This window comes from Psychroserpens burtonensis DSM 12212, from assembly GCF_000425305.1.
Taxonomy (GTDB): Bacteria; Bacteroidota; Bacteroidia; order Flavobacteriales; family Flavobacteriaceae; genus Psychroserpens; species Psychroserpens burtonensis.
Window position 1 is genome coordinate 1 of sequence record NZ_AUDE01000018.1, and the last position, 22,584, is coordinate 22,584.

The 22,584-nt window shown below is 33.1% G+C and carries 24 protein-coding genes and 2 tRNA genes; 13 read left to right on the forward strand and 13 right to left on the reverse strand.

What is annotated here, in order from left to right:
• Both H593_RS18715 and H593_RS0108060 read right to left on the reverse strand, forming a co-directional pair.
• The coding region (locus tag H593_RS18715; RefSeq protein ID WP_037051525.1) for a helix-turn-helix domain-containing protein at positions 1–260 on the reverse strand (260 nt) is incomplete at its 3' end.
• Between the two features lie 248 nt (positions 261–508).
• A complete protein-coding gene (locus H593_RS0108060) occupies positions 509–1,201 on the reverse strand; it encodes a helix-turn-helix domain-containing protein (protein ID WP_051229664.1) in 693 nt (230 codons plus the stop codon).
• A gap of 243 nt (positions 1,202–1,444) precedes the next feature.
• Between H593_RS0108060 and H593_RS0108065 the strand changes: the two genes are divergently transcribed.
• A complete protein-coding gene (locus tag H593_RS0108065; RefSeq protein ID WP_028871989.1) occupies positions 1,445–1,726 on the forward strand; it encodes a hypothetical protein in 282 nt (93 codons plus the stop codon).
• Between the two features lie 10 nt (positions 1,727–1,736).
• Here H593_RS0108065 and H593_RS0108070 read toward each other — a convergent pair whose 3' ends face one another.
• The 7 genes from H593_RS0108070 to tgt form a co-directional block, all read right to left on the reverse strand.
• Positions 1,737–1,997, reverse strand: a complete 261-nt coding sequence (locus H593_RS0108070) for a Txe/YoeB family addiction module toxin (protein ID WP_028871990.1) — start codon at positions 1,995–1,997, stop codon at positions 1,737–1,739.
• On the reverse strand, positions 1,997–2,245 hold the full coding sequence (locus H593_RS0108075; RefSeq protein WP_028871991.1) for a type II toxin-antitoxin system Phd/YefM family antitoxin: 249 nt from the start codon (positions 2,243–2,245) through the stop codon (positions 1,997–1,999). Before H593_RS0108075 ends, H593_RS0108070 begins: the two co-directional genes overlap by 1 nt.
• A 77-nt stretch (positions 2,246–2,322) precedes the next feature.
• Complete coding sequence (gene dnaB, locus H593_RS0108080; RefSeq protein ID WP_028871992.1) at positions 2,323–3,864, reverse strand: replicative DNA helicase; 1,542 nt, start codon at positions 3,862–3,864, stop codon at positions 2,323–2,325.
• Positions 3,865–4,030: 166 nt separating this feature from the next.
• On the reverse strand, positions 4,031–4,984 hold the full coding sequence (locus H593_RS0108085; RefSeq protein WP_028871993.1) for an acetyl-CoA carboxylase carboxyltransferase subunit alpha: 954 nt from the start codon (positions 4,982–4,984) through the stop codon (positions 4,031–4,033).
• Between the two features lie 209 nt (positions 4,985–5,193).
• On the reverse strand, positions 5,194–6,117 hold the full coding sequence (locus tag H593_RS0108090) for a DMT family transporter (RefSeq protein WP_028871994.1): 924 nt from the start codon (positions 6,115–6,117) through the stop codon (positions 5,194–5,196).
• Positions 6,104–7,174: an LptF/LptG family permease gene (locus H593_RS0108095; protein ID WP_084142290.1), complete on the reverse strand. Its 1,071-nt coding sequence runs from the start codon at positions 7,172–7,174 to the stop codon at positions 6,104–6,106. Before H593_RS0108095 ends, H593_RS0108090 begins: the two co-directional genes overlap by 14 nt.
• Positions 7,175–8,305 (reverse strand): tRNA guanosine(34) transglycosylase Tgt, encoded by a 1,131-nt coding sequence (gene tgt / locus H593_RS0108100; RefSeq protein ID WP_028871996.1) that lies wholly within the window; start codon positions 8,303–8,305, stop codon positions 7,175–7,177.
• Between the two features lie 221 nt (positions 8,306–8,526).
• Here tgt and H593_RS0108105 point away from each other — a divergent pair, with 221 nt between their 5' ends.
• From H593_RS0108105 to H593_RS0108115, 3 genes are all read left to right on the forward strand, one after another.
• Positions 8,527–9,372, forward strand: coding sequence for a transketolase (locus tag H593_RS0108105; RefSeq protein ID WP_028871997.1), 846 nt, complete (start codon positions 8,527–8,529; stop codon positions 9,370–9,372).
• Positions 9,373–9,395: 23 nt separating this feature from the next.
• Entirely contained in the window at positions 9,396–10,349 is a 954-nt protein-coding gene (locus H593_RS0108110; protein ID WP_028871998.1) for a transketolase family protein, read from the forward strand.
• 159 nt (positions 10,350–10,508) lie between these two features.
• Positions 10,509–11,099 (forward strand): outer membrane beta-barrel protein, encoded by a 591-nt coding sequence (locus tag H593_RS0108115; protein WP_028871999.1) that lies wholly within the window; start codon positions 10,509–10,511, stop codon positions 11,097–11,099.
• Positions 11,100–11,184: 85 nt separating this feature from the next.
• On the opposite strand, the gene H593_RS19970 is transcribed toward H593_RS0108115, so the two are convergent.
• Positions 11,185–12,108, reverse strand: coding sequence for an FKBP-type peptidyl-prolyl cis-trans isomerase (locus H593_RS19970; RefSeq protein ID WP_051229665.1), 924 nt, complete (start codon positions 12,106–12,108; stop codon positions 11,185–11,187).
• Between the two features lie 125 nt (positions 12,109–12,233).
• On the opposite strand from H593_RS19970, the gene H593_RS0108125 reads away from it, so the two are divergent.
• Together H593_RS0108125 and H593_RS0108130 are read left to right on the forward strand one after the other, a co-directional pair.
• On the forward strand, positions 12,234–12,614 hold the full coding sequence (locus H593_RS0108125; RefSeq protein ID WP_028872000.1) for an RNA-binding S4 domain-containing protein: 381 nt from the start codon (positions 12,234–12,236) through the stop codon (positions 12,612–12,614).
• Between the two features lie 57 nt (positions 12,615–12,671).
• A complete protein-coding gene (locus H593_RS0108130) occupies positions 12,672–13,175 on the forward strand; it encodes a phosphoribosyltransferase family protein (protein WP_028872001.1) in 504 nt (167 codons plus the stop codon).
• Here the strand turns inward: H593_RS0108130 and H593_RS0108135 are convergent.
• A complete protein-coding gene (locus H593_RS0108135; protein WP_028872002.1) occupies positions 13,167–13,685 on the reverse strand; it encodes a shikimate kinase in 519 nt (172 codons plus the stop codon). The two genes, H593_RS0108130 and H593_RS0108135, sit on opposite strands and share 9 nt — an antisense overlap.
• A 129-nt stretch (positions 13,686–13,814) precedes the next feature.
• Here H593_RS0108135 and H593_RS0108140 point away from each other — a divergent pair.
• The 7 genes from H593_RS0108140 (at position 13,815) to H593_RS0108170 (ending at position 19,104) form a co-directional block, all read left to right on the forward strand.
• Positions 13,815–13,887, forward strand: a tRNA-Lys gene (locus H593_RS0108140).
• 56 nt (positions 13,888–13,943) lie between these two features.
• Positions 13,944–14,027, forward strand: a tRNA-Leu gene (locus tag H593_RS0108145).
• Positions 14,028–14,229: 202 nt separating this feature from the next.
• A complete protein-coding gene (locus H593_RS0108150; protein ID WP_028872003.1) occupies positions 14,230–15,129 on the forward strand; it encodes a MerR family transcriptional regulator in 900 nt (299 codons plus the stop codon).
• A gap of 54 nt (positions 15,130–15,183) precedes the next feature.
• Positions 15,184–16,647: a phytoene desaturase family protein gene (locus tag H593_RS0108155; RefSeq protein ID WP_028872004.1), complete on the forward strand. Its 1,464-nt coding sequence runs from the start codon at positions 15,184–15,186 to the stop codon at positions 16,645–16,647.
• Positions 16,648–16,649: 2 nt separating this feature from the next.
• Entirely contained in the window at positions 16,650–17,489 is an 840-nt protein-coding gene (locus H593_RS0108160) for a phytoene/squalene synthase family protein (RefSeq protein WP_028872005.1), read from the forward strand.
• A gap of 4 nt (positions 17,490–17,493) precedes the next feature.
• Positions 17,494–17,943, forward strand: coding sequence for a sterol desaturase family protein (locus H593_RS0108165; RefSeq protein ID WP_028872006.1), 450 nt, complete (start codon positions 17,494–17,496; stop codon positions 17,941–17,943).
• Positions 17,944–17,958: 15 nt separating this feature from the next.
• Positions 17,959–19,104 carry a lycopene cyclase family protein gene (locus H593_RS0108170; protein ID WP_028872007.1) on the forward strand — a complete coding sequence of 382 codons (1,146 nt, stop codon included), beginning with the start codon at positions 17,959–17,961 and terminating at the stop codon, positions 19,102–19,104.
• Here H593_RS0108170 and H593_RS0108175 read toward each other — a convergent pair.
• Positions 19,091–19,669: a TlpA family protein disulfide reductase gene (locus tag H593_RS0108175; protein ID WP_028872008.1), complete on the reverse strand. Its 579-nt coding sequence runs from the start codon at positions 19,667–19,669 to the stop codon at positions 19,091–19,093. The two genes, H593_RS0108170 and H593_RS0108175, sit on opposite strands and share 14 nt — an antisense overlap.
• 111 nt (positions 19,670–19,780) lie before the next feature.
• Positions 19,781–22,051, reverse strand: coding sequence for an aconitate hydratase (locus H593_RS0108180; RefSeq protein WP_028872009.1), 2,271 nt, complete (start codon positions 22,049–22,051; stop codon positions 19,781–19,783).
• Positions 22,052–22,584 lie beyond the last annotated feature (533 nt).

Consider the following 22,584-nt stretch of genomic DNA (forward strand, 5'->3'; position numbering starts at 1 on the left):
ATTCGTTTTTTAAGCTCATCAGTTAAGATTATAGGCTTGGGTTTCAAACAATGTCTATTAATTGCCTTCTGTTGAGCGTGTTCTGGAATATAACTACCAGCTGTACTTCCTCTACTTGGCGTGTTTCTTTTTAACTCTCTTGATACTGTACTTTTATTGACACCAATAATTATTGCTATTTGTGTAATAGTAATTCCTGTCTCTAATAATGCAGAGATTTGATACCTTTGTGACAAGGTCAATTGTTTATAATGTTTCATTCAAAACGAATATAAATATTGAGCCTAAAATAGATGGGGCTAGCCCCATCTATTTTAAATATTCGTGTTGCACTTATAACTTGAACTTAGAATTTTATAATTTATATGATTTTAATTAATAAAAAAAATTTTAATCATAGATGTTGTTGCGTGCACTCAACTCTTTCTTGATTAACATTTTAAAGATAGACCTTACCATTCAAATAAAATCACAAAAAGGTTTACTTAAAGTAAGCAAAAGCAGAAAACTAAATAAATCCTTTTGCCCTAACTGCCAATACTAAATCTCTATTACTATTACTTTCAATATTAAAATTTCGTTTTAAAGTTCGTATTCTTTTATCTATCGCAGATTTAGAAAGTGGTACTAACTCTAAAAGATCTTTCATTTTTGAACCATTTGCTAACTCTTTAAGTATTAATATATCATAATCATCTAAAACTATTCTAAGTTGGGATTTTTGTCTTAAAGCATTAATAACGCTTTGGCTATACATATTATTATTGGAGAGTAAACTTTCAAACGCCTTAACAAAACCCATAAAGCCTAAATCATTTTTACAGATAAAACCTTCTGGATTTATAAGTTTCTGTATTTGGGATAATCTATAAGTGTCATCATAAAAAGTACACACTAGTATTTTTGTTTTTGGCAATTGCTGTCGCAAAAGAATACCTAAATCTTCACCAGAGTTAATTTTTAGTTCTGGTGCTGCTGGTAAGCTAATATCTAGCATCACCAAATCTAGGTTTTGATTTAGAATCTTGGTATTAATTTTAAAAAATGCGCTTTGGCAATCATTTGCGCTCACAATATTAAACGTTAAGTTTTCATTTTGCTTCTCAATATGTTTCAAAACGTTTTGAAAGGCTTCAATAATAGATGGATGGTCATCAATAAGTAAGACGTTGTAGGAGGTTTTTTTTATAATAATTTGCACATTAATTTAGTCTATAAATAGACGGTTAAAATTATTTTTGTGTAGTCAACAAATTAATTAGAAATTCCTTTAGGGAAGAAATTATGAGTAAATCTAGCATTATTTTGAGAATAATAATAAAGTTGAGGGAAATTTTAGTTGTCAAACAAATTTGAAGTAAATTTTATACATAACTTATTGATGTTAAATAGAAAACAAATTATATTGTCACCTATCTTTGACTACGTTCTAATCTAAATAATTATGGGAGCTACAGCATTAAAAAATAAAATACTACAACTTATAAATACTGATAACGTCAATCATCTAAAGGCTATAATTGACTTTGCAGAAAAGCAAAAAGAAGAAAATGATTCTGAAATTGTTGCATATACTGTTAATGGAGATTCACTTACCAAAGAAGAATATGTCAATAGAGTTAAAGAAGCAGACGCATCAATAACTCATGGAGAGTATACAACTGTTGAAGATTTAGAAAAAGAAGTGAAAAAGTGGAAATATGACAAAGCACCTATTTTACTTTGAAATAATCAGCTCACTTCCCATAATGATACCTACATGCAGCAATCAATACACTTTCATCTTCATATTTATAAACTAAACGATGTTCCGAAGTAATACGTCTCGACCAATAGCCTTGTAAATCTCCTTTTAATGCTTCGGGTTTTCCGATGCCCTCAAATGGTGTTCGTATACAACTTTTAATAAGTTCATTGATTCGCTTCATAATTTTTCTATCGACTTTCTGCCAATACAAATAATCATCCCACGATGTTTTTGACCAAATTAAGCGCATTAGTCTAATAGATCTTTTTCAAACCCTTTGCCAGCTTCCAACTCACTAATAGATTGTAATAAAATATCTCTGTTTTTTCCAGACAATAAGTAGGTAGTTTCCTTGAGAGAATTGTACTCATCTAATGAAATTAAGACTAAGTCTTTGCCACCTTTTCGCTTGATGACTAAGTCACTCACATTATCTACGACTCTATCAAACCAATGTTTGAGATTTGATCGAAATTCTGAATAGTTTACTGTTTCCATAAAACAAATATAAATAAAAAAGTACTTAAATAAGTACTTTTTTATTTATATTAATTTATAGTAAAAGGATGTAAAATCTAAAAAGGCACATCATTATCCTCATCCTCCTCTGGACCACCAAAAGCATCATTAGCAGACGGAAATTTATCTGGACTAAACGTATCATCATTCGCAGCTGCATTCATTTTTGAATGGAATTCTCCAAAAGGTGTATCAAAATCATCTAGATTATCAAACTTACCTAAATGACCGATAAACTTTAATCTAATACTATCCAATCCACCGTTTCTGTGTTTGGCAACGATGAATTCTCCTTGACCTTCGGTTGGTGAGCGCTCGTCATCATCCCATTCGTCAATTTTGTAGTATTCTGGTCTGTAGATAAAGGACACGATATCTGCATCTTGCTCGATGGCTCCAGATTCACGTAAATCTGATAATAACGGACGCTTGCTTCCTCCACGCGTTTCCACAGCACGAGACAATTGTGATAATGCAATTACTGGGATTGCTAATTCTTTAGCTAGTGCTTTTAAATTTCTTGAAATTGTTGAGATCTCTTGTTCACGGTTTCCTCCTTTTTGACTTCCACCTGCTGTCATTAACTGCAGGTAATCAATCATGATCATTTTAATTCCGTATTGAGAGGCTAAACGCCTTGCTTTTGCACGCAAATCGAAAATGGACAACGAAGGTGTATCATCAATAAACAAAGGTGCTTTTTCGAGGGTTTTCACTTTCACATTGAGTTGTTCCCACTCGTGCTTTTCTAATTTTCCGGTTCTTAACTTTTCTGAAGACAGGTTCGTTTCCGAAGAAATCAAACGTGTTATTAACTGTACAGATGACATTTCCAGAGAGAAAAATGCTACAGGAATATTACTATCTACGGCAACGTTTCTTGCCATGGTTAACGTAAATGCTGTTTTCCCCATACCTGGACGTGCTGCGATAATAATCAAATCACTTGGCTGCCAACCTGAAGTCAATCTATCTAATTTGGTAAATCCTGTTGGAATACCACTCATCCCCTCTTTATTGGATATTTCTTCAATTTTCTTTTTTGCTTGAATCACCAAACTTTGAGCAGACTCCGTAGATTTCTTAACGTTACCTTGGGTAACTTCATAAAGCTTAGCTTCTGCTGTATCTAATAAATCAAAAACATCTTTAGTTTCGTCATAAGCCTCTTCTATAATTTCGTTAGAAATTTTAATTAAACTTCTTTGAATATACTTTTGTAGAATAATACGCGCATGAAACTCAATATGCGCAGAAGATGATACGCGTTGCGTTAAAGAAATCAAATAAAAGTCACCTCCAGCAAGATCTAATTTTGCATCTTTCTTTAATTGACTAGAAACGGTTAATAAGTCAATAGGCTCACTGTTTTCAAATAATTTGAAAATAGCTTCAAAGATATGTTTATGGGCGTCTTTATAGAAAGCCTCAGTACTTAAAATATCAATAACCTCATCAACACCCTTTTTATCAATCATCATAGCTCCAAGCACAACTTCCTCTAAATCAAGTGCTTGAGGCGGTATTTTACCTTTCTCTAAGCTTATAATTGTGCTTTTATCTATTGGATAGCCTTGTAGTTGGTTGGGTTGTTTCATAGCTGCGAATGTAAATAAAATGTATTCTAATATTGGATTTCAAAAATTCTCAATCTTAACAGGTCATCAACAATTTAACTGTTAATAACTTAAATATATTGTTAATAGCGATAAAAAAAACCGAAACGATAAGTTTCAGTTTTTTTAAGCCTATATTTTATAAGGTTTAGCCTTTAAAAACTCCCATGTTTAAGTATTTTTCCATACGTTGATTCACCAAATCTTTTGGTGATAAGTTTTTAAGCTCTTCGTAATTTTTCTCTATAGCATTTTTAACTGCTAAAAATGTTGCTTTTCTATCTGTATGTGCACCTCCTAAAGGTTCTTTAATAATACCATCAATTAATTTAAGACGTTTCATGTCTGGAGAGGTTAATTTGAGAGCCTCAGCTGCTTGCTCTTTATATTCCCAGCTTCTCCATAAAATAGATGAACAAGATTCGGGTGAAATAACAGAATACCATGTATTTTCTAACATTAGCACTTTGTTCCCTACTCCTATCCCTAAAGCTCCACCTGATGCACCTTCTCCAATTATAATTGTAATAATAGGTACTTTAAGGCGAGTCATCTCTAGGATATTTCTAGCAATTGCTTCTCCTTGTCCGCGTTCTTCGGCTTCCAATCCTGGATAAGCACCAGGAGTATCAATCAATGTCACTACGGGAATTCCAAATTTCTCTGCAGATTTCATTAAACGCAAAGCCTTACGATAACCTTCTGGATTTGACATTCCAAAATTTCTGTACTGACGTGTCTTAGTGTTATACCCTTTTTGTTGACCAATAAACATATACGTTTGATCCCCAATTTTACCTAAACCACCAATCATCGCTTTGTCATCTTTAACATTACGATCACCGTGTAATTCTAAAAAAGAATCGCCACATAGTGCTTTAATATGATCTAAAGTATAAGGTCTATCTGGATGTCTTGAGAGTTGAACACGCTGCCACGCACTCAAATTTTTGTATATCTCTTTTTTAGTTTCAAGTAACTTTTTCTCAATTTTCTTACAAGTTTGTGTGACATCTACTTCACTCTCCTCGCCTATTACTTGACATTTTTCTAATTGGTCTTGAAGTTCTTTTATGGGTAGTTCAAAATCTAAATATTCCATAGAAATTTTGATTAGTTATAATTAGTCATTAGTTAGTTGCTGCAAATATAAAAACTTTCTATCAGTTAAAGATTGAATACGCTTGAAAAGAAAATGATGTTTTTGTCTTTATATGGATAAGAAAATATATTCATGGCGCTAGTTACCGATTCCTTTTATTAAGATATAGAAAGATAAACAAGGCGTTTTATTCTGATGAAATCAGTTATTTACTGATGGGTATCAGCTTTACTCGTTAACCCACTTCGCTTTATATGGCGCTTATAGTTTTTTAAAATACCATCTGCTAAAACGGTAGCCAAAACTAAAAAGGCACCATAGTAAAACTGTGTACTCATTATTTCAGTTTCAGGAAATAATAACAATGCCAATGCTATACCATATAGAGGTTCAAGGTTATAGGTTAAAATCACAGTATATGGACTTAAATGTCGCATCACGTTTACAGAACCAATAAACGCATAAGCCGTACAAATAGAGGCAAGGATTGAAATATAAATCCAATCTGATGTTTTTAATATGAAAAAATCTGTAGAAAAACCACCTTGAAATACGAGTATAAATAATGATAAAAACACAACACCACTAATAAATTCGTAAAATGAGATGACCGTAGCACGATGTTCTGCGATAAACTTTCCGTTTATAACTGCAAATAACGTAGAGAACAATGCTGATAAAATCCCTAATAAAATCCCATTTAGGTATTTGATCTCACTTTGTGTAATTAGAAAAACACCGATTATGACAATCATTCCGAAGAGAATTTCATACCAGATAATTTTTCGTTTGTAAATCAAAGGTTCTATAAAAGAAGCAAAAAAAGCGCCTGTGGAGAACATCGCTAAAGTTATAGAAATATTGGATTGATTTATGGCTTCAAAAAATGTAATCCAATGTAATGCGATTATAATTCCTGCTCCAAAAAATTTAAGTTTTGTTTTTGTTGATACTTGTATTTTGAGCTTAATAATTTTGATATACGCAAACATCAAAACACCTGCAATGAGCATTCGATACCATACCAAAGCGGTGGAACCAATGGAGATTAGCTCTCCTAAAATAGCTGTAAAACCAGCTATGAAAACTAGAAAATGTAGATGGAGATAATTTTTAAATTTATCGTTTGGCATTGTATAACAGATAAGCGGCTAAGATGCCAAAAACAATATTTGGTAACCATACGGCTACTATTGGTGAAAAGCTAGATTGTGCTGCCATGACGCCAAACACTTTATCAAAAAACACGAAAACCATAGCAATTGTAATCCCGAATGCTAGATTAATTCCCATACCACCTCTACGTTTAATAGAGGATACAGAAACAGCGATGATGGTTAAAACAAATACAGATACTGGTAAACTCCATTTTTTATATTTTACAACCTCATAGCGACCAATGTTAGACGAGCCCCTTCGTTTTTCCTTTTCAATAAATTTTATCAAATCACCGTATTGGAGTGTTTCTGCAATATATTCTTCTGGTGTTAAATCATCTGTATCGAAATCAAACTCAATATCCTTTCTACTTGAGTTTTCAATAAGGTCATTTTCTGGACCAAACGTTCTTTTTGTATAATTGATAAGTCGGTATGTCGAATCATTATCAATGATAGAATTTGCGGTGATTTTGTATGTCAGTTTATTACCTACAAAATGCTCTAGCGTAAAATTAGTCCCTCGTTTTGTTACTGGGTTAAAATTACTTACATAAATGTAATCATTATCATTAATTTGCCGGTAAATATTCGTAGTTTTAGTAACGTTAGAGCTATTTTTTAAATATTTATACTTAAACTCATTAAACCCCTTGCTAGCTTCTGGAGCGAGATATAAGCCCATAACTAAGGCAAGACTCGCGATAATAGTAGCGCCAATCATATAAGGTCTTAAAAACCTCCAAAATGAAACTCCCGAGCTTAAAAAAGCTACGATTTCTGTATTATTTGCAAGCTTAGATGTAAACCAAATTACTGAGATAAATAAAAATATTGGATATAATAAATTTGCAAAATAAATCGTAAAATCTAAATAGTACTGAGCGACTGCTCCAAAAGGAACATTACGTTCTAAAATCTTACCAATTTTCTCAGCGAGGTTTATTGTAATCCCAATAGGAATAAACAATAACAACATCATTAAAAATGTAAGCAGATAGCGTTTTAATATGTACCAATCGAGAATTTTCACCTATAATCTTTTATCCATTTGTTTCACCATTTTATCTTTCCATGCTCTAAAATCTCCAGCTATTATATGCTTTCTAGCTTCTCGAGTTAACCATAAATAAAATCCGAGGTTGTGAATTGTAGCAATTTGCTTACCCAGTAATTCATTCACTGTAAATAGATGTCTAAGGTATGCTTTGCTATATTCTGTATCAACAAAAGTAATTCCCATCTCATCAACAGGAGAAAAATCATCTGCCCATTTTAAGTTTTTAATATTTATAGAACCATGAGCAGTAAATAACATCCCGTTTCTTGCATTACGCGTTGGCATCACACAATCAAACATATCCACACCCAAAGCAATATTCTCTAAAATATTTATAGGTGTACCTACTCCCATTAAGTAACGTGGTTTGTCCCAAGGCAGAATCTCACAAACAACATCTGTCATGGCATACATTTCTTCTGCTGGTTCTCCAACAGATAAGCCTCCAATGGCATTTCCTTGGGCTCCTGCATTGGCAATATACTCTGCTGATTGTTGACGTAAATCTTTATAACAACTTCCTTGAACTATTGGAAAAAATGTTTGTTCGTAACCATATTTAAAAGGTGTTTTATCCAAATGTGTTAAACAACGCTCTAACCAACGATGCGTCATATGCATTGAACGTTTCGCATAATTATAATCGCATGGATAAGGTGTACATTCATCAAATGCCATAATGATATCAGCACCAATACTACGCTGAACTTCCATCACATTCTCTGGAGTAAAGACATGGTAACTGCCATCAATATGAGATTTAAACTTTACGCCTTCTTCTTTTATCTTTCGGTTATCAGATAGGGAATACACTTGATAACCTCCAGAATCGGTTAAGATATTTCTATCCCAATTCATAAACTTGTGCAAACCTCCTGCTTTTTCTAAAATAGGCGTTTGAGGTCTTAAAAATAAGTGATAGGTATTAGCTAAAATAACATCTGGATTGATATCATTCTTAAGTTCGCGTTGATGCACCCCTTTTACAGAGGCAACGGTGCCAACAGGCATAAATATAGGAGTCTCAATTTGACCATGATCTGTTGTTATTAAACCAGCTCTGGCCTTACTTTGAGGATCACTTGCTTTTAATTCAAATTTCATAAAACGTATTCGTAAGTGAGCAAAGATAATTATCTAGACGTATTATGGTCTTAAACATTTAATAAAATTATGTCTTCGGAAACTTAAAAACTAGTTTTCATATTCCATTTGAATAAAAATTGTTAGCAACTGACTAAAATCGTTAATAAGTGCATCGCCTCTATTTTTGATTAGCCTTACGAAAACTTTATTTTTGAGGCTTAAATATTCACACTCTTTATATGCCAAACACACAACAATTACAAGACTTAACAACCCAAGTTCGTAGAGATATTCTACGAATGGTTCACAAGGTAAATTCTGGTCATCCAGGAGGTTCATTAGGATGTGCCGAATTCTTTGTAGCACTCTATCAGGACATCATGGATAGAAAAGATACTTTTGATATGGATGGGAAAGATGAAGACCTTTTCTTTCTATCAAACGGTCATATCTCACCAGTATTTTATAGTGTTTTGGCCAGATCAGGATATTTCCTTGTTGATGAACTAAATACTTTTAGACTAATTAACTCAAGACTTCAAGGTCACCCAACAACTCATGAAGGTTTGCCAGGAATTCGTATTGCCTCTGGATCATTAGGTCAAGGTTTTAGTGTTGCTTTAGGTGCTGCCCAAACAAAAAAATTAAACGGAGACACTCATTTAGTTTACAGCTTACACGGTGATGGTGAATTACAAGAAGGTCAAAACTGGGAAGGCATTATGTATGCTGCGGCAAATAATATGGATAATATAATTTCTACTATTGATTTAAATGGACAACAAATTGATGGCTCTACAGACGATGTTTTACCTATGGGTAGTATAAGAGGAAAGTTTGAAGCTTTTGGTTGGACTGTTTTAGATATTGAAAATGGAAACGATATTGATGCTGTTTTAGAAGGAATGGCGAAAGCTAAATCACTTACGGGACAAGGTAAACCCGTTTGTGTTTTACTGCACACAGTAATGGGCAACGGTGTAGATTTTATGATGCACACGCATGCTTGGCATGGTAAAGCACCTAATGACGAGCAGTTAGCTCATGGTTTAGCACAGAATCCTGAAACCTTAGGCGATTATTAATCCTTCAAATTAAGAGATAAAAGATGAAAACATACGAAAATCAAGGAAATAAAGATACTCGCTCAGGATTTGGAGCAGGATTAACAGAATTAGGAAAAACTAATGAGAGTGTAGTTGCACTTTGTGCAGATTTGATTGGCTCCCTTAAAATGGATGAGTTTAAGGCAAACCATCCAGAACGTTTTTTTCAAGTAGGAATTGCAGAAGCCAATATGATTGGTCTTGCAGCAGGTATGACCATTGGTGGTAAGATTCCATTTACAGGTACATTTGCTAATTTTTCTACAGGTCGTGTTTATGATCAAATTAGACAAAGTATTGCATACTCTGATAAAAATGTAAAAATCTGTGCATCTCATGCAGGATTAACACTTGGAGAAGATGGAGCAACGCACCAAATCCTCGAAGATATTGGTTTGATGAAGATGTTACCTGGAATGACTGTAATTAATACCTGTGATTATAATCAAACTAAAGCGGCTACTATTGCCATAGCAAAACATCAAGGACCTGTTTATTTGCGTTTTGGAAGACCAAAAGTAGCTAACTTTACTCCAGTAGATCAAACATTTGAAATTGGTAAAGCACTAAAATTAACTGAAGGTACTGATGTTACTATCGTTGCTACTGGTCATCTGGTTTGGGAAGCACTTGAAGCTGCTAAATCGCTAAATGAAAAAGGTATTTCTGCAGAAGTCATTAATATTCATACCATCAAACCTCTGGATGACAAAACTATTATAGACTCTGTGATAAAAACAGGATGTATTGTTACTGCTGAAGAACATAATATTTTAGGTGGTTTAGGAGAAAGTGTTGCAAGAGTATTATCCCTACACCGACCTGCACCTCAAGAGTTTGTTGCTACCCAAGACACCTTTGGAGAGTCTGGAACTCCAGCTCAATTAATGGAAAAATACGGATTGAATGCAAATGCTATTATAAATGCCTCCGAAAAGGTTATAAAAAGAAAATAAACCTTTTATAAAATATCAGTTCAAAAATCTAGCTTTTATCAGCTAGATTTTTTGTGTTAAACACATTGTAGTATCCTATTATTTTAAGACAAAAAAGAAATAATTCTGTTTTGGCAACGTTTATGATGTTATAAATCCAAATCACAAAAAAAGAATATTATGCAAAACTTAATTATGAGTACGTTTTTACTAACGTTATTTTGTTTGAATGTCAATGCCCAAGAAGGGAGTGCATTTGGACTTAAAGGAGGATTAAACTACAGTTCCAATGGTGATTACTTTGAATCTATCAGTGACAATTCTAAAAATCCTGATCGAAATATCGGATATCATCTTGGTGTTTTCGGAAAATTTGGTGACGATTTGTACCTAAGACCAGAACTCATATATACAGCTACAAAAAGCGAATACGATAGTAGTGAGTTTTCAATAAAAAAAATTGATGCGCCTATACTTGTTGGTATAACTATTATTGGGCCAATTAGCGTGTTTGCTGGACCTTCATTTCAATATATTCTTGATACCGAATTCAACGGAATTAATATAGAAAATGTAGAAGATGAATTCTCGGTTGGATTAAACTTTGGTATCGGATTAAGCTTTAATAAAATTGGCATTGACTTAAGGTACGAAAGAGGTTTTAGCGAAAACGAAGCTACTTTTATTGATAACAACATTGGTGAAGGTGCAATAAGTAGAATTGACACAAGACCAGATCAATTAATTTTGAGTTTGTCTATTGCCTTATAATTTAATTCGGAAAGAGTAAAAAACAAAAAAAAGACGCTTCCAGCGTCTTTTTTATTCTATCATCCTAAGAAAATAAACTTTCTTTTTAACTATCTGTTTGATTAGATTCAGTAGAATCTACATCTAAATAATTAGGAATTCCATCCATATCAGAATCATCGTTAGTTGGATCACCATCATTATCTATATCTTCATTTCTGGTTAATACCCCATCGCCATCATCATCTACATCAAAGAAATTCGGTACTAAATCACCATCACTATCGTCATCAGTTATATTTTCATTCCCATTAATATCTTCTAAATGACTAAAAACGCCGTCATTATCATGATCATTTACTTCCGAAGCGTATAATTCAAACTTAAATATTAAATTTGAGTAAACTGGAATTCCAAATGGAGGCGTGTTAAAATACGCTAAACCAGACGGTAAAAACATAACACCAAGTCCATAGTTATCATAGCTAAAAGTTCCATCAGCGTTTTCAAATGGCCCACTCTCAGCAGTTTTCACATCTTGCAACACGTCTCTCCAACCAGGAATCACACCTATTAAATCTAAAGTCGTTGGATTTACAGTACTATCAAAAATATCGTCATCTTGTAAAAAACCTGTGTAACTTATACTTACATTGTCAGTAAAATTTGGCTGAGGACCTCCTGTTCCGGGATTCAAATCAAGGACATAGTAGTCATAATCTTGGCTTAAAAATGAAGAGGAGTACATAATAACATCATTAAATAATAATTCATAGGGATTCCCTTCACCATCCGTTGATTCTTCCGATATTATAATATCATCTTTAGAATAATTTGCAGACGTATCACTAAAGAAAGATTTATTATAATAATGTGTTTGTAAATATTCTATCAATGAGTCATTGTCTATAATCTGCTGCTCTCCTCTATCACGCGCGGGCACTATTGTGATCTCTGTTTCATCTGGAGTACATGCCCAAAATGTCGCAATTAAAAAAACAATTAAGACTGTAATGTATTTAGAATTCATAGTGATTAAATTTGCTTTAATTCAAATAAATTTGAATTGTTCAATATTGCTTATTTTTAAGGCGCAAGATACAATAATATAATACTTTTGCACAATACAATTAACGCCAATTTTACAGTTTTAATATGCGAATAGACAAATATCTTTGGTGCACTAGATATTGCAAAACAAGAAGTATTGCAACTAATGCATGCAAAAAAGGTCATGTGAAAATAAATAATCAAGTTGTTAAGCCTAGTAGAGATGTTTATGCAACTGATAAAATTGAATTTAGAAAAGACCAAGTAAAATATCAATTACAAGTCAATGATTTACCTGAAAGTCGTGTTGGTGCCAAGCTAGTTAATTTGTACGTAACAGACGTTACTCCAAAAGACGTGTTTGACGCTAAAGAATTACTCAAATACTCCAAAGAGTATTATAGAAAAAAAGGAGTAGGTCGACCAACGAAAAAAGACAGAAGGGATATTGATGATTTTTACGATACACCAGAAGAAGATATCTAACTTTTAAACAACGATTAAGAAAACTCTTTTTTATCTTTGAAGAAACCGAAAGCACCTATGAGCATTACTAAAAATATTATATTAGATCATCAAGAAATACAGCATAAAATAAAACGTATTGCTTATCAGATTTATGAATGTAATGTGGAGGAGAAGGTCATTATACTAGCTGGCATAGAACATAATGGTTTCATTCTTGCGCAAAAATTAAAACAAACTCTCGAAAAAATTTCTGACATAAAACCAGTAATTTGCAAAGTTATTATTAATAAAAAGAATCCCCTTATTGAAGTAAATACCTCCTTAAGTAAAGAAGCATACGCCAATAAATCAATCGTATTAATTGATGACGTTCTAAACTCTGGAAGCACTTTAATATATGGGGTAAAACATTTTCTAGATGTGCCTCTAAAACAATTTAAGACTGCCGTATTAGTCAATAGAAATCACAAGAAATACCCAGTGAAAGCAGATTTCAAAGGAATTTCTTTATCAACATCACTACATGAACATATTGAAATTATTTTAACTGGTAAAGTGCATCAAGCTTTTCTAAAATAATTTTAAAACGAGATTATCAACTACCTCATTTATATCTAAACCATCAGTTTTAATACTAAGACTAGATTGTTCATAAAAAGGAGCGCGCTCAAATATATGCTTACCTATAAATTCATTAAGTGCACTTATATCTTCTAGATGAGCTATTAAAGGTCTTTTATATCTCTCTTGATACAATCTTCCTACCAGCGTTTTAATTGAAGCTTTTAAATAAATACTTAATGAATTTTTAGACTCTAAAATTAGATTCAGGTTATTTCCATAACACGGAGTACCCCCTCCTAGAGAAATAACCGTATTATTTAGACCAATTAACTCTTTAAGATAGGAACTTTCAAGTTTTCTAAAATAAATTTCACCCTTCGTCTTAAATATTATTTTTATGGTTGCACCCTCTTTTTCTTCAATATAACCATCTAAATCTAGATAATTATATTTCAAAATATCTGCTAATTTACTGCCAATTACAGACTTACCCGATCCCATATACCCAACTAAAAAAAGCGTCATATTGTCATTATAAATTGATTATTAAAATCATAATTAATATTTAAACAAAAAAACAAAAAAATATCCAAAAATAGGTTTGGTTAATTAATTATTCGTTTTATATTTGCACCCTCGTTAGAGAAACTTAATGACCAGTTAGCTCAGTTGGCAGAGCATCTCCCTTTTAAGGAGAGGGTCCTGGGTTCGAGCCCCAGACTGGTCACAATAAAAAAAAGTTAAGCATTTGCTTAACTTTTTTTTTATCTTTATTGAAATAAAGCGCACGTGGCGGAATTGGTAGACGCGCCAGCTTGAGGGGTTGGTGGACATTAGTCCGTGGAAGTTCGAGTCTTCTCGTGCGCACTTTTAACTACCCTGCTTTCTAACAGCAATAAATGAAAGTAGTCCTATGGAAATCAGAGCATTTTATGCGACTACTTTTTATATAATACTCACCGTTCAATATCACAAATAACATTTTCAATAGTTTTACTATTAAATAAAGCTTAAAATTTAGTTGCATTACAAAAAAGTGTTACTTTTGTTTAACTTTTTTAAATAAACAATGAACAACGTAAAGAGCACTTTTAGTATTAAAGATCTTGAAAATCTAACAGGTGTAAAAGCACATACCATACGGATTTGGGAGAAGCGTTATAATTTACTTGAACCAGAACGTACAGAAACGAATATTAGGTATTATACATTAGCTCACCTCCAAAAGCTTTTAAATATTAGTTATTTAAATAACAATGGATACAAAATATCTAAAATTGCTTCGCTTCAAAATAGCGAAATACCTAAATTAGTTAAAGAAGTATCCAAAAATGATCATACAAATAACCATGCTATTGATACGTTTAAACTATCAATGTTAAATTTTGATCAAAAACTCTTTTATGATACTTATGAAAGTTTGATAACAGAGAAATCATTTCTTGAGATGTTCTATCAAGATTTTATACCTCTTCTTTCTGAAATCGGTATGCTTTGGCAAACCGATACGATTACGCCTGCACATGAGCACTTTCTAACCTCTTTAATTAGACAGAAGATACTTATAAACACTGAAATAATTCAATCTCAAAATCAAGAGAAAACTGACAAAGTATTTGTTCTATATCTACCAGACAATGAGGTCCACGAATTAGGACTTATGATTATAAATTATCAAATAATAGCAAAAGGTCATAAATCCATATTTTTAGGACAAAGTGTTCCTCTTGAAAGTTTAAAAGATCTTCTTAAATACTACGATGACATTACATTTCTATCTTATTTCACTGTAATGCCAGATAAAGAACATATTGCTGATTATATCAATGAGTTTTCTGAAAAAATTCTAACAAAAAAATCTATTAAACTTTGGGTTTTAGGAAGAATGTTACAGGAACTAGACCTAAATAAACTGCCAAAACAAATCACAACTTTTGACTCTATTGAGAATTTAGTTAAAAAATTATAAAAAAACGCCGTTAAAAGCTAATTTCGTTTAACTTTCTAGTAACTTTGTTAAACAATGACAAAACATATTTCTATAATTGGTTCTGGCTTTTCGGCCCTTTCAGCATCTTGCTATCTTGCAAAAGACGGTTATGATGTAACCGTTTTCGAAAAGAACGAAACTATTGGCGGTCGATGCCGACAATTCAAAAAAGAGGGCTTTACTTTTGATATAGGACCTAGTTGGTATTGGATGCCTGATATTTTTGATAAATTTTTTGCTGATTTTGGCAAAAAAACTTCAGACTTTTACGCACTTGACAAACTGGATCCTGCATATCAGATATTCTTTAAAGATGAAATAATCACAATTGGTGATACTTTAGAAAAAATAGGTAAAGAGTTTGACCGCATAGAACCGGGTAGTTCTGTCGCACTCAAAAAGTTTATCGATAAGGCCGCCACAAACTATGATATAGCAATTAATAAAGTTGTTTTAAAGCCAGGAATTTCTCCTTTTGAATTGGTCACTCCTGAAACAGCGATGCGAGTAGATCAATTTTTCAAAACGATAAGTGGAGAGGTCAGAAAGAACTTCAAAAATTCGAAACTAATTTCAACATTAGAATTCCCTGTTTTGTTTTTAGGAGCAAAACCTAGCAAAACACCGTCATTTTATAATTTTATGAATTTTGCCGATTTCGGTCTCGGCACATGGCATCCAAGAGGAGGTATGTATGAAATCATAAAAGCCATGGAAACTGTAGCAGTAGATTTAGGTGTAAAGATCCTCACAGAAAACTCAATTGATAAAATCAATGTAGATAATGGTACTGCAACATCTATTGTTTCTAATGGTATTGAGTACAAAAGCGACATTGTGTTAAGTGGAGCAGATTATCACCACTCAGAGACCTTGTTAGACAAAAAGTACCGTCAATATTCTGAGGACTATTGGAATAAAAAGACATTTGCACCATCGTCACTCCTATTCTATGTAGGTTTTGATAAAAAATTAAAAAATATACTACACCACAATCTATTTTTTGATACTAGCTTTGAAACGCATGCAGAAGAAATATATGATAATCCTAAATGGCCGAGTGATCCTTTATTTTATATGAACTTTCCGTCCGTTACAGATGAATCTATGGCACCTGCAAATTGTGAGACAGGATTTTTTTTAATACCTATAGCTCCAGGAATTGAAGATACAGAGGAATTAAGATTACAATATTTTGATTTGATTATATCAAGATTTGAAAACTTAACACATCAAGATATTAAAAATAATATTATATTTAAGGAGTCCTTTTGTGTCAAAGACTTTATAAAGGATTATAATTCTTATAAAGGTAATGCTTACGGTATGGCAAATACGCTATCCCAAACTGCATTTTTAAGACCCAAGTTGAAAAGTAAAAAAGTAAATAATCTCTATTTCACAGGACAACTAACGGTTCCAGGACCAGGAGTTCCTCCTGCTCTAATCTCAGGTAAATTAGCAGCTGAGCTCATTAAGAAACACCATAGTAACTAAGTATGAAGTCAATTTTTGATTCTGTTTCCCACGAGTGTAGTAAGACTGTAACAAAATCTTACAGCACTTCTTTTTCGTTAGCAACAAAAATGTTGTCTGACTCAATACGTCAAGACATCTACAATATCTATGGATTCGTAAGGTTCGCAGACGAAATTGTAGATACCTTTCACGATTATGATAAGCTTTTGCTCTTTAAAAATTTCACTAATGATTTAGAGCTCGCATTAGAACAAAAAATAAGTTTAAATCCAATATTAAATTCATTTCAAGAAACGTATCACAAGTACAATATTGATAAAAAACAAGTCGATGCTTTCATGAAAAGTATGAGAACAGATTTACATAAAAACACGTATTTAACAGACGAAGAGTACAAACAGTACATTTATGGATCTGCTGACGTTGTTGGTCTCATGTGTTTAAAAGTCTTTGTAAAAGGTGATAACGAAAAGTACGAGTCGTTAAAAGACTCTGCCATGAGTTTAGGATCTGCATTTCAAAAAGTTAATTTCTTGAGAGATTTAAAAGCAGATTTCGAAGATTTAAGTAGAACCTATTTTCCAAATACAGATTTAAACCATCTGGACGAAATCTCTAAGCAAGCGATTATAGCAGACATAGAAAATGATTTCGCTTTAGGTCTCCAAGGTATAAAACGACTTCCAATAGAAGCAAAATTTGGGGTTTTTATGGCATATCGCTATTATAACCAATTGCTAAAAAAACTGAAGAAAACTCCAGCATTAGAAATAAAATCTACAAGAATTCGAGTGCCTAATTACAAAAAGATTGAGATACTCACAAGAAGCTATGTTAAATATCAATTAAACCTAATATAACCTAATGCAAACTATATACTGGATACTACTATTTTTAGGTGTTTTTAGCACCATGGAATTCATGGCTTGGTTTACTCACAAGTATGTCATGCATGGCTTTCTATGGAGTTTACATAAAGACCATCACCATAAAGATCATGATAATTGGTTTGAACGCAATGATGCATTTTTTATATTTTATGCCATAGTAAGCATGTCCTGTTTCTATCTTTGGAGCTATGAAATGTTATGGTACTGCCTACCTATTGGACTAGGTATTATGGCTTATGGATTAGCCTATTTTATAGTTCATGACATTTTTATACACCAACGCTTCAAAATGTTTAGGAAAGCTAGTAACTGGTATGCAAAAGGCGTTAGACGTGCCCACAAAATTCATCATAAATCTTTAGGCAAAGGAGATAGTGAGAATTTTGGAATGCTTTTCGTACCTTTCAAATACTTCAAAAAATAGTAGTTAAATTCATTTATGCAAAGGCCTTCCCATTTCGATTTTATCATTATAGGAAATGGATTAGCGGGACTCCAATTGGCTCTTAAGTTATCTACTGAAATATCTTTTCATCAGAAAACAATAGCTCTAATTGACCCTTCTAAAAAAACCACTAATGACAAAACATGGAGTTTTTGGGAAACGGAACCTTCACAATGGAAGGCACTCACTCATAAAACGTGGAGCAAAGCGTCAATTATAACTTCAAACAAAGAAATACATCTAAACCTTGATCCGTATGCTTACAAAACGATACGAGCAATAGATTTTTATACAGAAGCTAAAGCACAACTCAAACAGAAGGACAATATTTATTTCATTGAAGAACACGTGACATCTGTCATAGAAGATTCACAAGTCAGCGTTAAAACAACTACTAAAACATTTACAACCACTCACGCTTTTGATAGTCGCGTGCCTGAAGAATTCGTCATAGAACCTAAGAACAGTATTTCAATTATTCAACATTTTAAAGGTTGGGTTATTAAAACTGAAAGGGATGTTTTTGACGAAAACAAAGTCATCATGATGGATTATCGTCTTAAAGACGGACATCAAACAACATTCACATACGTTTTACCATTTTCAAAAACAGAAGCCTTAGTAGAATTCACCTATTTCACAGAGCACACCGTTGAAGAACAGGTTTACGATGCTTACATAAAAGAATACATCAAAGACTACCTCAAGATAGACGCCTACTCTATTATAGAAACAGAAGCTGGTCAAATCCCAATGACCAATTACAACTTTGAACAATTTAATACGAGTAAGATTACCAAAATAGGGACAGGAGGTGGATGGGTAAAAGGATCTACAGGCTATTCATTTAAACATACCGAAAAGAAAGTTGCCATAATTATTGACAACCTAAAATCTGGACGCCTACCTTCCCATGGTTTATTCAGAAGAAAATATAAGTTTTACGATACGGTTTTTTTGAAAGTACTTAAAGACGAAAATCATAAAGGCGAATGGATTTTTGAAAGTTTTTATGCAAAAAACTCTGTACAAACAATGTTCCGTTTTTTGGATGAAGAATCTACCTTTACTGAAGAACTCAAAATTATGATGTCATTATTCTCGTGGAGTTTTATAAAGGCTTTTTTCAAAACACTTTAAGTAATTCATCTATAGTATGAGTAACTCGTTCACTACTCCAATCTGCAGCTCCAGATTTATCAATAACAATCTCCCCTTGCTTACTTACGATGAATGTTCTGGGTATTGAAGACACATCAAATTCTTGAAGATATTGCGTCGCTGATTTATAGACGTTGAAACCATATCCTTTCTTATTAATGAAATCACGAATTACAGCTGTTTCCTCATTAGACACAAACAAAAACACCACATCATCGTGAGCTTCATAATGTTTATAGAGTTGATTTAAACTAGGCATTTCGGCAATACAAGGCGGACACCAAGTAGCCCAAAAATTAATCACAATCACTTTTCCTTCGGCAGAAGAAAAGTCAAAATTATTTCCTTCAATATCTTTTAATTTCCAGTCATATCCTGAAAGTTTTACTCTTTCAGAAGCATTAACAACACTCGGTTTTACAATCATTGCTATTCCTTTTTGAAGAAATATTTGAATGGGCTGTCTTGTTTGAGGTATAATCATCAATGCAATAACAACTACAAAAATAATGCTAGACGTTTTAAATCGTTTAGGTTGTGCCATAAGTTATATAAATTAATAAACGCATCACGATAGTCGGTAATACTCCTCAAATCTAACAATAAAAAAGCCTTTGATTTCTCAAAGGCTCATTTCTATCATATTAATATTATGCTATGCAGCATTTTCTTTTTTGATTAAGTTCAAAGCAGAACCTTCATTATACCAATCAATTTGAGGTTGGTTGTATGTATGGTTTAGCATCACTGTATCTTTACTTCCATCTGCATGTACAACTTCTAGTGTCAATTGCTTTTCTGGTGCAAATTCATTTAAATCTAAGAAGTTGAGGGTGTCATCCTCCTGAATTAAATCGTAATCTGCTTCATTAGCAAATGTCAATCCTAACATCCCTTGTTTTTTAAGGTTTGTCTCATGGATACGTGCAAATGATTTTACAATCACAGCAGCTACTCCTAAAAAACGTGGTTGCATTGCTGCATGCTCTCTAGAAGACCCTTCACCATAGTTGTGATCTCCAACAACTATAGACTTGACACCTGCAGCTTTATACGCTCTTGCTGTATCTGGCACACCGCCAAACTCACCTGATAATTGGTTCTTAACAAAGTTTGTTTTTTTACCGAACGCATTCACAGCACCAATTAAGGTATTGTTTGCAATATTATCTAAATGTCCGCGGAAACGTAACCATGGTCCGGCCATAGAAATATGGTCTGTTGTACATTTTCCAAAAGCCTTGATTAATAATTTAGCACCTGTTATAGAATCTCCTAATGGTGTAAATGGTGTTAGTAGTTGTATTCTTTCAGATTCTGGATCTACCGTTACTTTGACACCTCTTCCATCTTCCATTGGTTCCAAATATCCATTATCGTCAACAGCAAAGCCTTTTGGAGGTAATTCCCATCCTGTTGGTTCCTCAAACATCACTTCTTCGCCATTTTCATTGATTAACTTATCTGTCAATGGGTTAAAATCTAAACGACCTGCAATTGCAATTGCAGCTGTTAGTTCTGGTGATGCAACAAAGGCATGCGTGTTTGGATTTCCATCAGCACGTTTTGCAAAGTTTCTGTTAAATGAATGTACGATACTATTTTTAGGTGCATTTTTAGGATCTTCATATCGCGCCCATTGCCCTATACATGGACCACAAGCGTTTGTAAAAATCTTAGCATCTAATTTTTCGAAAATTTGAATGATTCCGTCACGTGCCGCTGTAAAACGAACTTGCTCAGAACCTGGATTAATCCCTAGTTCTGCTTTCATTTTTAAGCCTTTATCTAAAGCCTGTTGTGCAATAGAAGAGGCACGAGATAAATCTTCATAAGAAGAATTGGTACATGATCCAATTAAACCCCATTCTACTTTTAATGGCCACTCATTAGCGGTTGCTTTTTCGGTCATTGAGGAACCCACTGGCGTTGACAAATCTGGAGTAAAAGGACCGTTTAATAATGGACCTAACTCAGACAAATTGATATCTATTAATTGATCAAAGTATTGCTCTGGGTTAGCGTAAACTTCTGCATCTCCAGTTAAATGCTCTTTAACTTTATTTGCAGCATCAGCAACATCTGCTCTATCTGTAGCTCGTAAATAACGTTCCATAGATTCATCATATCCAAAGGTTGATGTGGTTGCTCCAATTTCAGCACCCATATTACAAATTGTTCCTTTTCCTGTACATGACATTCCTGTCGCCCCAGGTCCAAAATATTCAACGATAGCTCCTGTGCCTCCTTTAGCGGTAAGAATATCTGCTACTCTTAAAATAACATCTTTTGGTGCTGTCCATCCAGACAACTTGCCTGTTAATCTAACGCCTATTAACTTCGGAAATTTCAACTCCCAAGCCATACCTGCCATGACATCAACAGCATCTGCTCCACCAACTCCAATAGCTACCATTCCTAATCCTCCTGCATTTACAGTATGAGAATCTGTCCCAATCATCATTCCTCCAGGAAATGCATAATTTTCTAAAACCACTTGGTGTATGATACCAGCTCCTGGTTTCCAGAAACCAATACCGTATTTATTAGATACAGACTCTAAGAAGTTAAATACTTCATTACTTGTATTTATTGCATGTTGCAAATCTGTTGTTGCACCATCTTTTGCTTGGATAAGGTGATCGCAATGAACTGTTGTAGGCACAGCAACTTTAGTTTTTCCTGCTTGCATAAATTGCAACAATGCCATTTGCGCTGTTGCATCTTGACATGCAACTCTATCTGGCGCAAAATCAACATAATCTTTACCTCTAGTAAACACTTTGGTAGAATTTCCATCCCAAAGATGAGAGTATAATATTTTTTCTGAAAGTGTTAATGGTTTTCCAACAAGGTCACGAGCGGCATCTACACGCTCTGCCATATTAGAATACACCTTTTTAATCATGTTAATATCAAATGCCATAAGTCTTATTTATAAGGTTGCTTTTTATTTTTAAGTGTAGCAAATTTACGAATTTTAAAGCAGATTTTAAAATATGTAACAAAATGTGAAAAACTGTGCAGATACATCAACAAAAAAGACAATATGCATCATTATTTTGATGATTTAACAATTAAAATAGGTGAAAATTATAAAATTAACAACTATACGTTATTTAAAACGATTCTTAATTTTAGCGGTATCACGAAGATTAGCCATAGGGCTTTCAAAAAACACATAAAGTACGTAAGACCCGACTCTAGTAAATGTAGCATCAACTAAAAAGGAGATGATGAAATTCAAACTCCATAATCCTTAAGTAAAAAAAAAATCGAAGTGATAACCGTGCTACCTTCACTTGTACTAACTTATGTAATAAACAACATTTAAAACTCTATAGAGTATATAAACAGTCTACTAGTAAAGACATGTTTATTGCAGACAACATCGATTAAAACGATGACTATTTTTTAACATGACCAACTAAAAATATATAATACCTTTATGTGAGACTA

Coding starts and splice junctions, on each gene's coding strand:
- H593_RS0108065 (WP_028871989.1), top strand. CDS start 1,445: ATGGGAGCTACAGCATTAAAAAATAAAATACTACAACTTATAAATACT.
- H593_RS0108070 (WP_028871990.1), bottom strand. CDS start 1,997: ATGCGCTTAATTTGGTCAAAAACATCGTGGGATGATTATTTGTATTGG.
- H593_RS0108075 (WP_028871991.1), bottom strand. CDS start 2,245: ATGGAAACAGTAAACTATTCAGAATTTCGATCAAATCTCAAACATTGG.
- dnaB (WP_028871992.1), bottom strand. CDS start 3,864: ATGAAACAACCCAACCAACTACAAGGCTATCCAATAGATAAAAGCACA.
- H593_RS0108085 (WP_028871993.1), bottom strand. CDS start 4,984: ATGGAATATTTAGATTTTGAACTACCCATAAAAGAACTTCAAGACCAA.
- H593_RS0108090 (WP_028871994.1), bottom strand. CDS start 6,117: ATGCCAAACGATAAATTTAAAAATTATCTCCATCTACATTTTCTAGTT.
- tgt (WP_028871996.1), bottom strand. CDS start 8,305: ATGAAATTTGAATTAAAAGCAAGTGATCCTCAAAGTAAGGCCAGAGCT.
- H593_RS0108105 (WP_028871997.1), top strand. CDS start 8,527: ATGCCAAACACACAACAATTACAAGACTTAACAACCCAAGTTCGTAGA.
- H593_RS0108110 (WP_028871998.1), top strand. CDS start 9,396: ATGAAAACATACGAAAATCAAGGAAATAAAGATACTCGCTCAGGATTT.
- H593_RS0108115 (WP_028871999.1), top strand. CDS start 10,509: ATGCAAAACTTAATTATGAGTACGTTTTTACTAACGTTATTTTGTTTG.
- H593_RS19970 (WP_051229665.1), bottom strand. CDS start 12,108: ATGAATTCTAAATACATTACAGTCTTAATTGTTTTTTTAATTGCGACA.
- H593_RS0108125 (WP_028872000.1), top strand. CDS start 12,234: ATGCGAATAGACAAATATCTTTGGTGCACTAGATATTGCAAAACAAGA.
- H593_RS0108130 (WP_028872001.1), top strand. CDS start 12,672: ATGAGCATTACTAAAAATATTATATTAGATCATCAAGAAATACAGCAT.
- H593_RS0108135 (WP_028872002.1), bottom strand. CDS start 13,685: ATGACGCTTTTTTTAGTTGGGTATATGGGATCGGGTAAGTCTGTAATT.
- H593_RS0108150 (WP_028872003.1), top strand. CDS start 14,230: ATGAACAACGTAAAGAGCACTTTTAGTATTAAAGATCTTGAAAATCTA.
- H593_RS0108155 (WP_028872004.1), top strand. CDS start 15,184: ATGACAAAACATATTTCTATAATTGGTTCTGGCTTTTCGGCCCTTTCA.
- H593_RS0108160 (WP_028872005.1), top strand. CDS start 16,650: ATGAAGTCAATTTTTGATTCTGTTTCCCACGAGTGTAGTAAGACTGTA.
- H593_RS0108165 (WP_028872006.1), top strand. CDS start 17,494: ATGCAAACTATATACTGGATACTACTATTTTTAGGTGTTTTTAGCACC.
- H593_RS0108170 (WP_028872007.1), top strand. CDS start 17,959: ATGCAAAGGCCTTCCCATTTCGATTTTATCATTATAGGAAATGGATTA.
- H593_RS0108175 (WP_028872008.1), bottom strand. CDS start 19,669: ATGGCACAACCTAAACGATTTAAAACGTCTAGCATTATTTTTGTAGTT.
- H593_RS0108180 (WP_028872009.1), bottom strand. CDS start 22,051: ATGGCATTTGATATTAACATGATTAAAAAGGTGTATTCTAATATGGCA.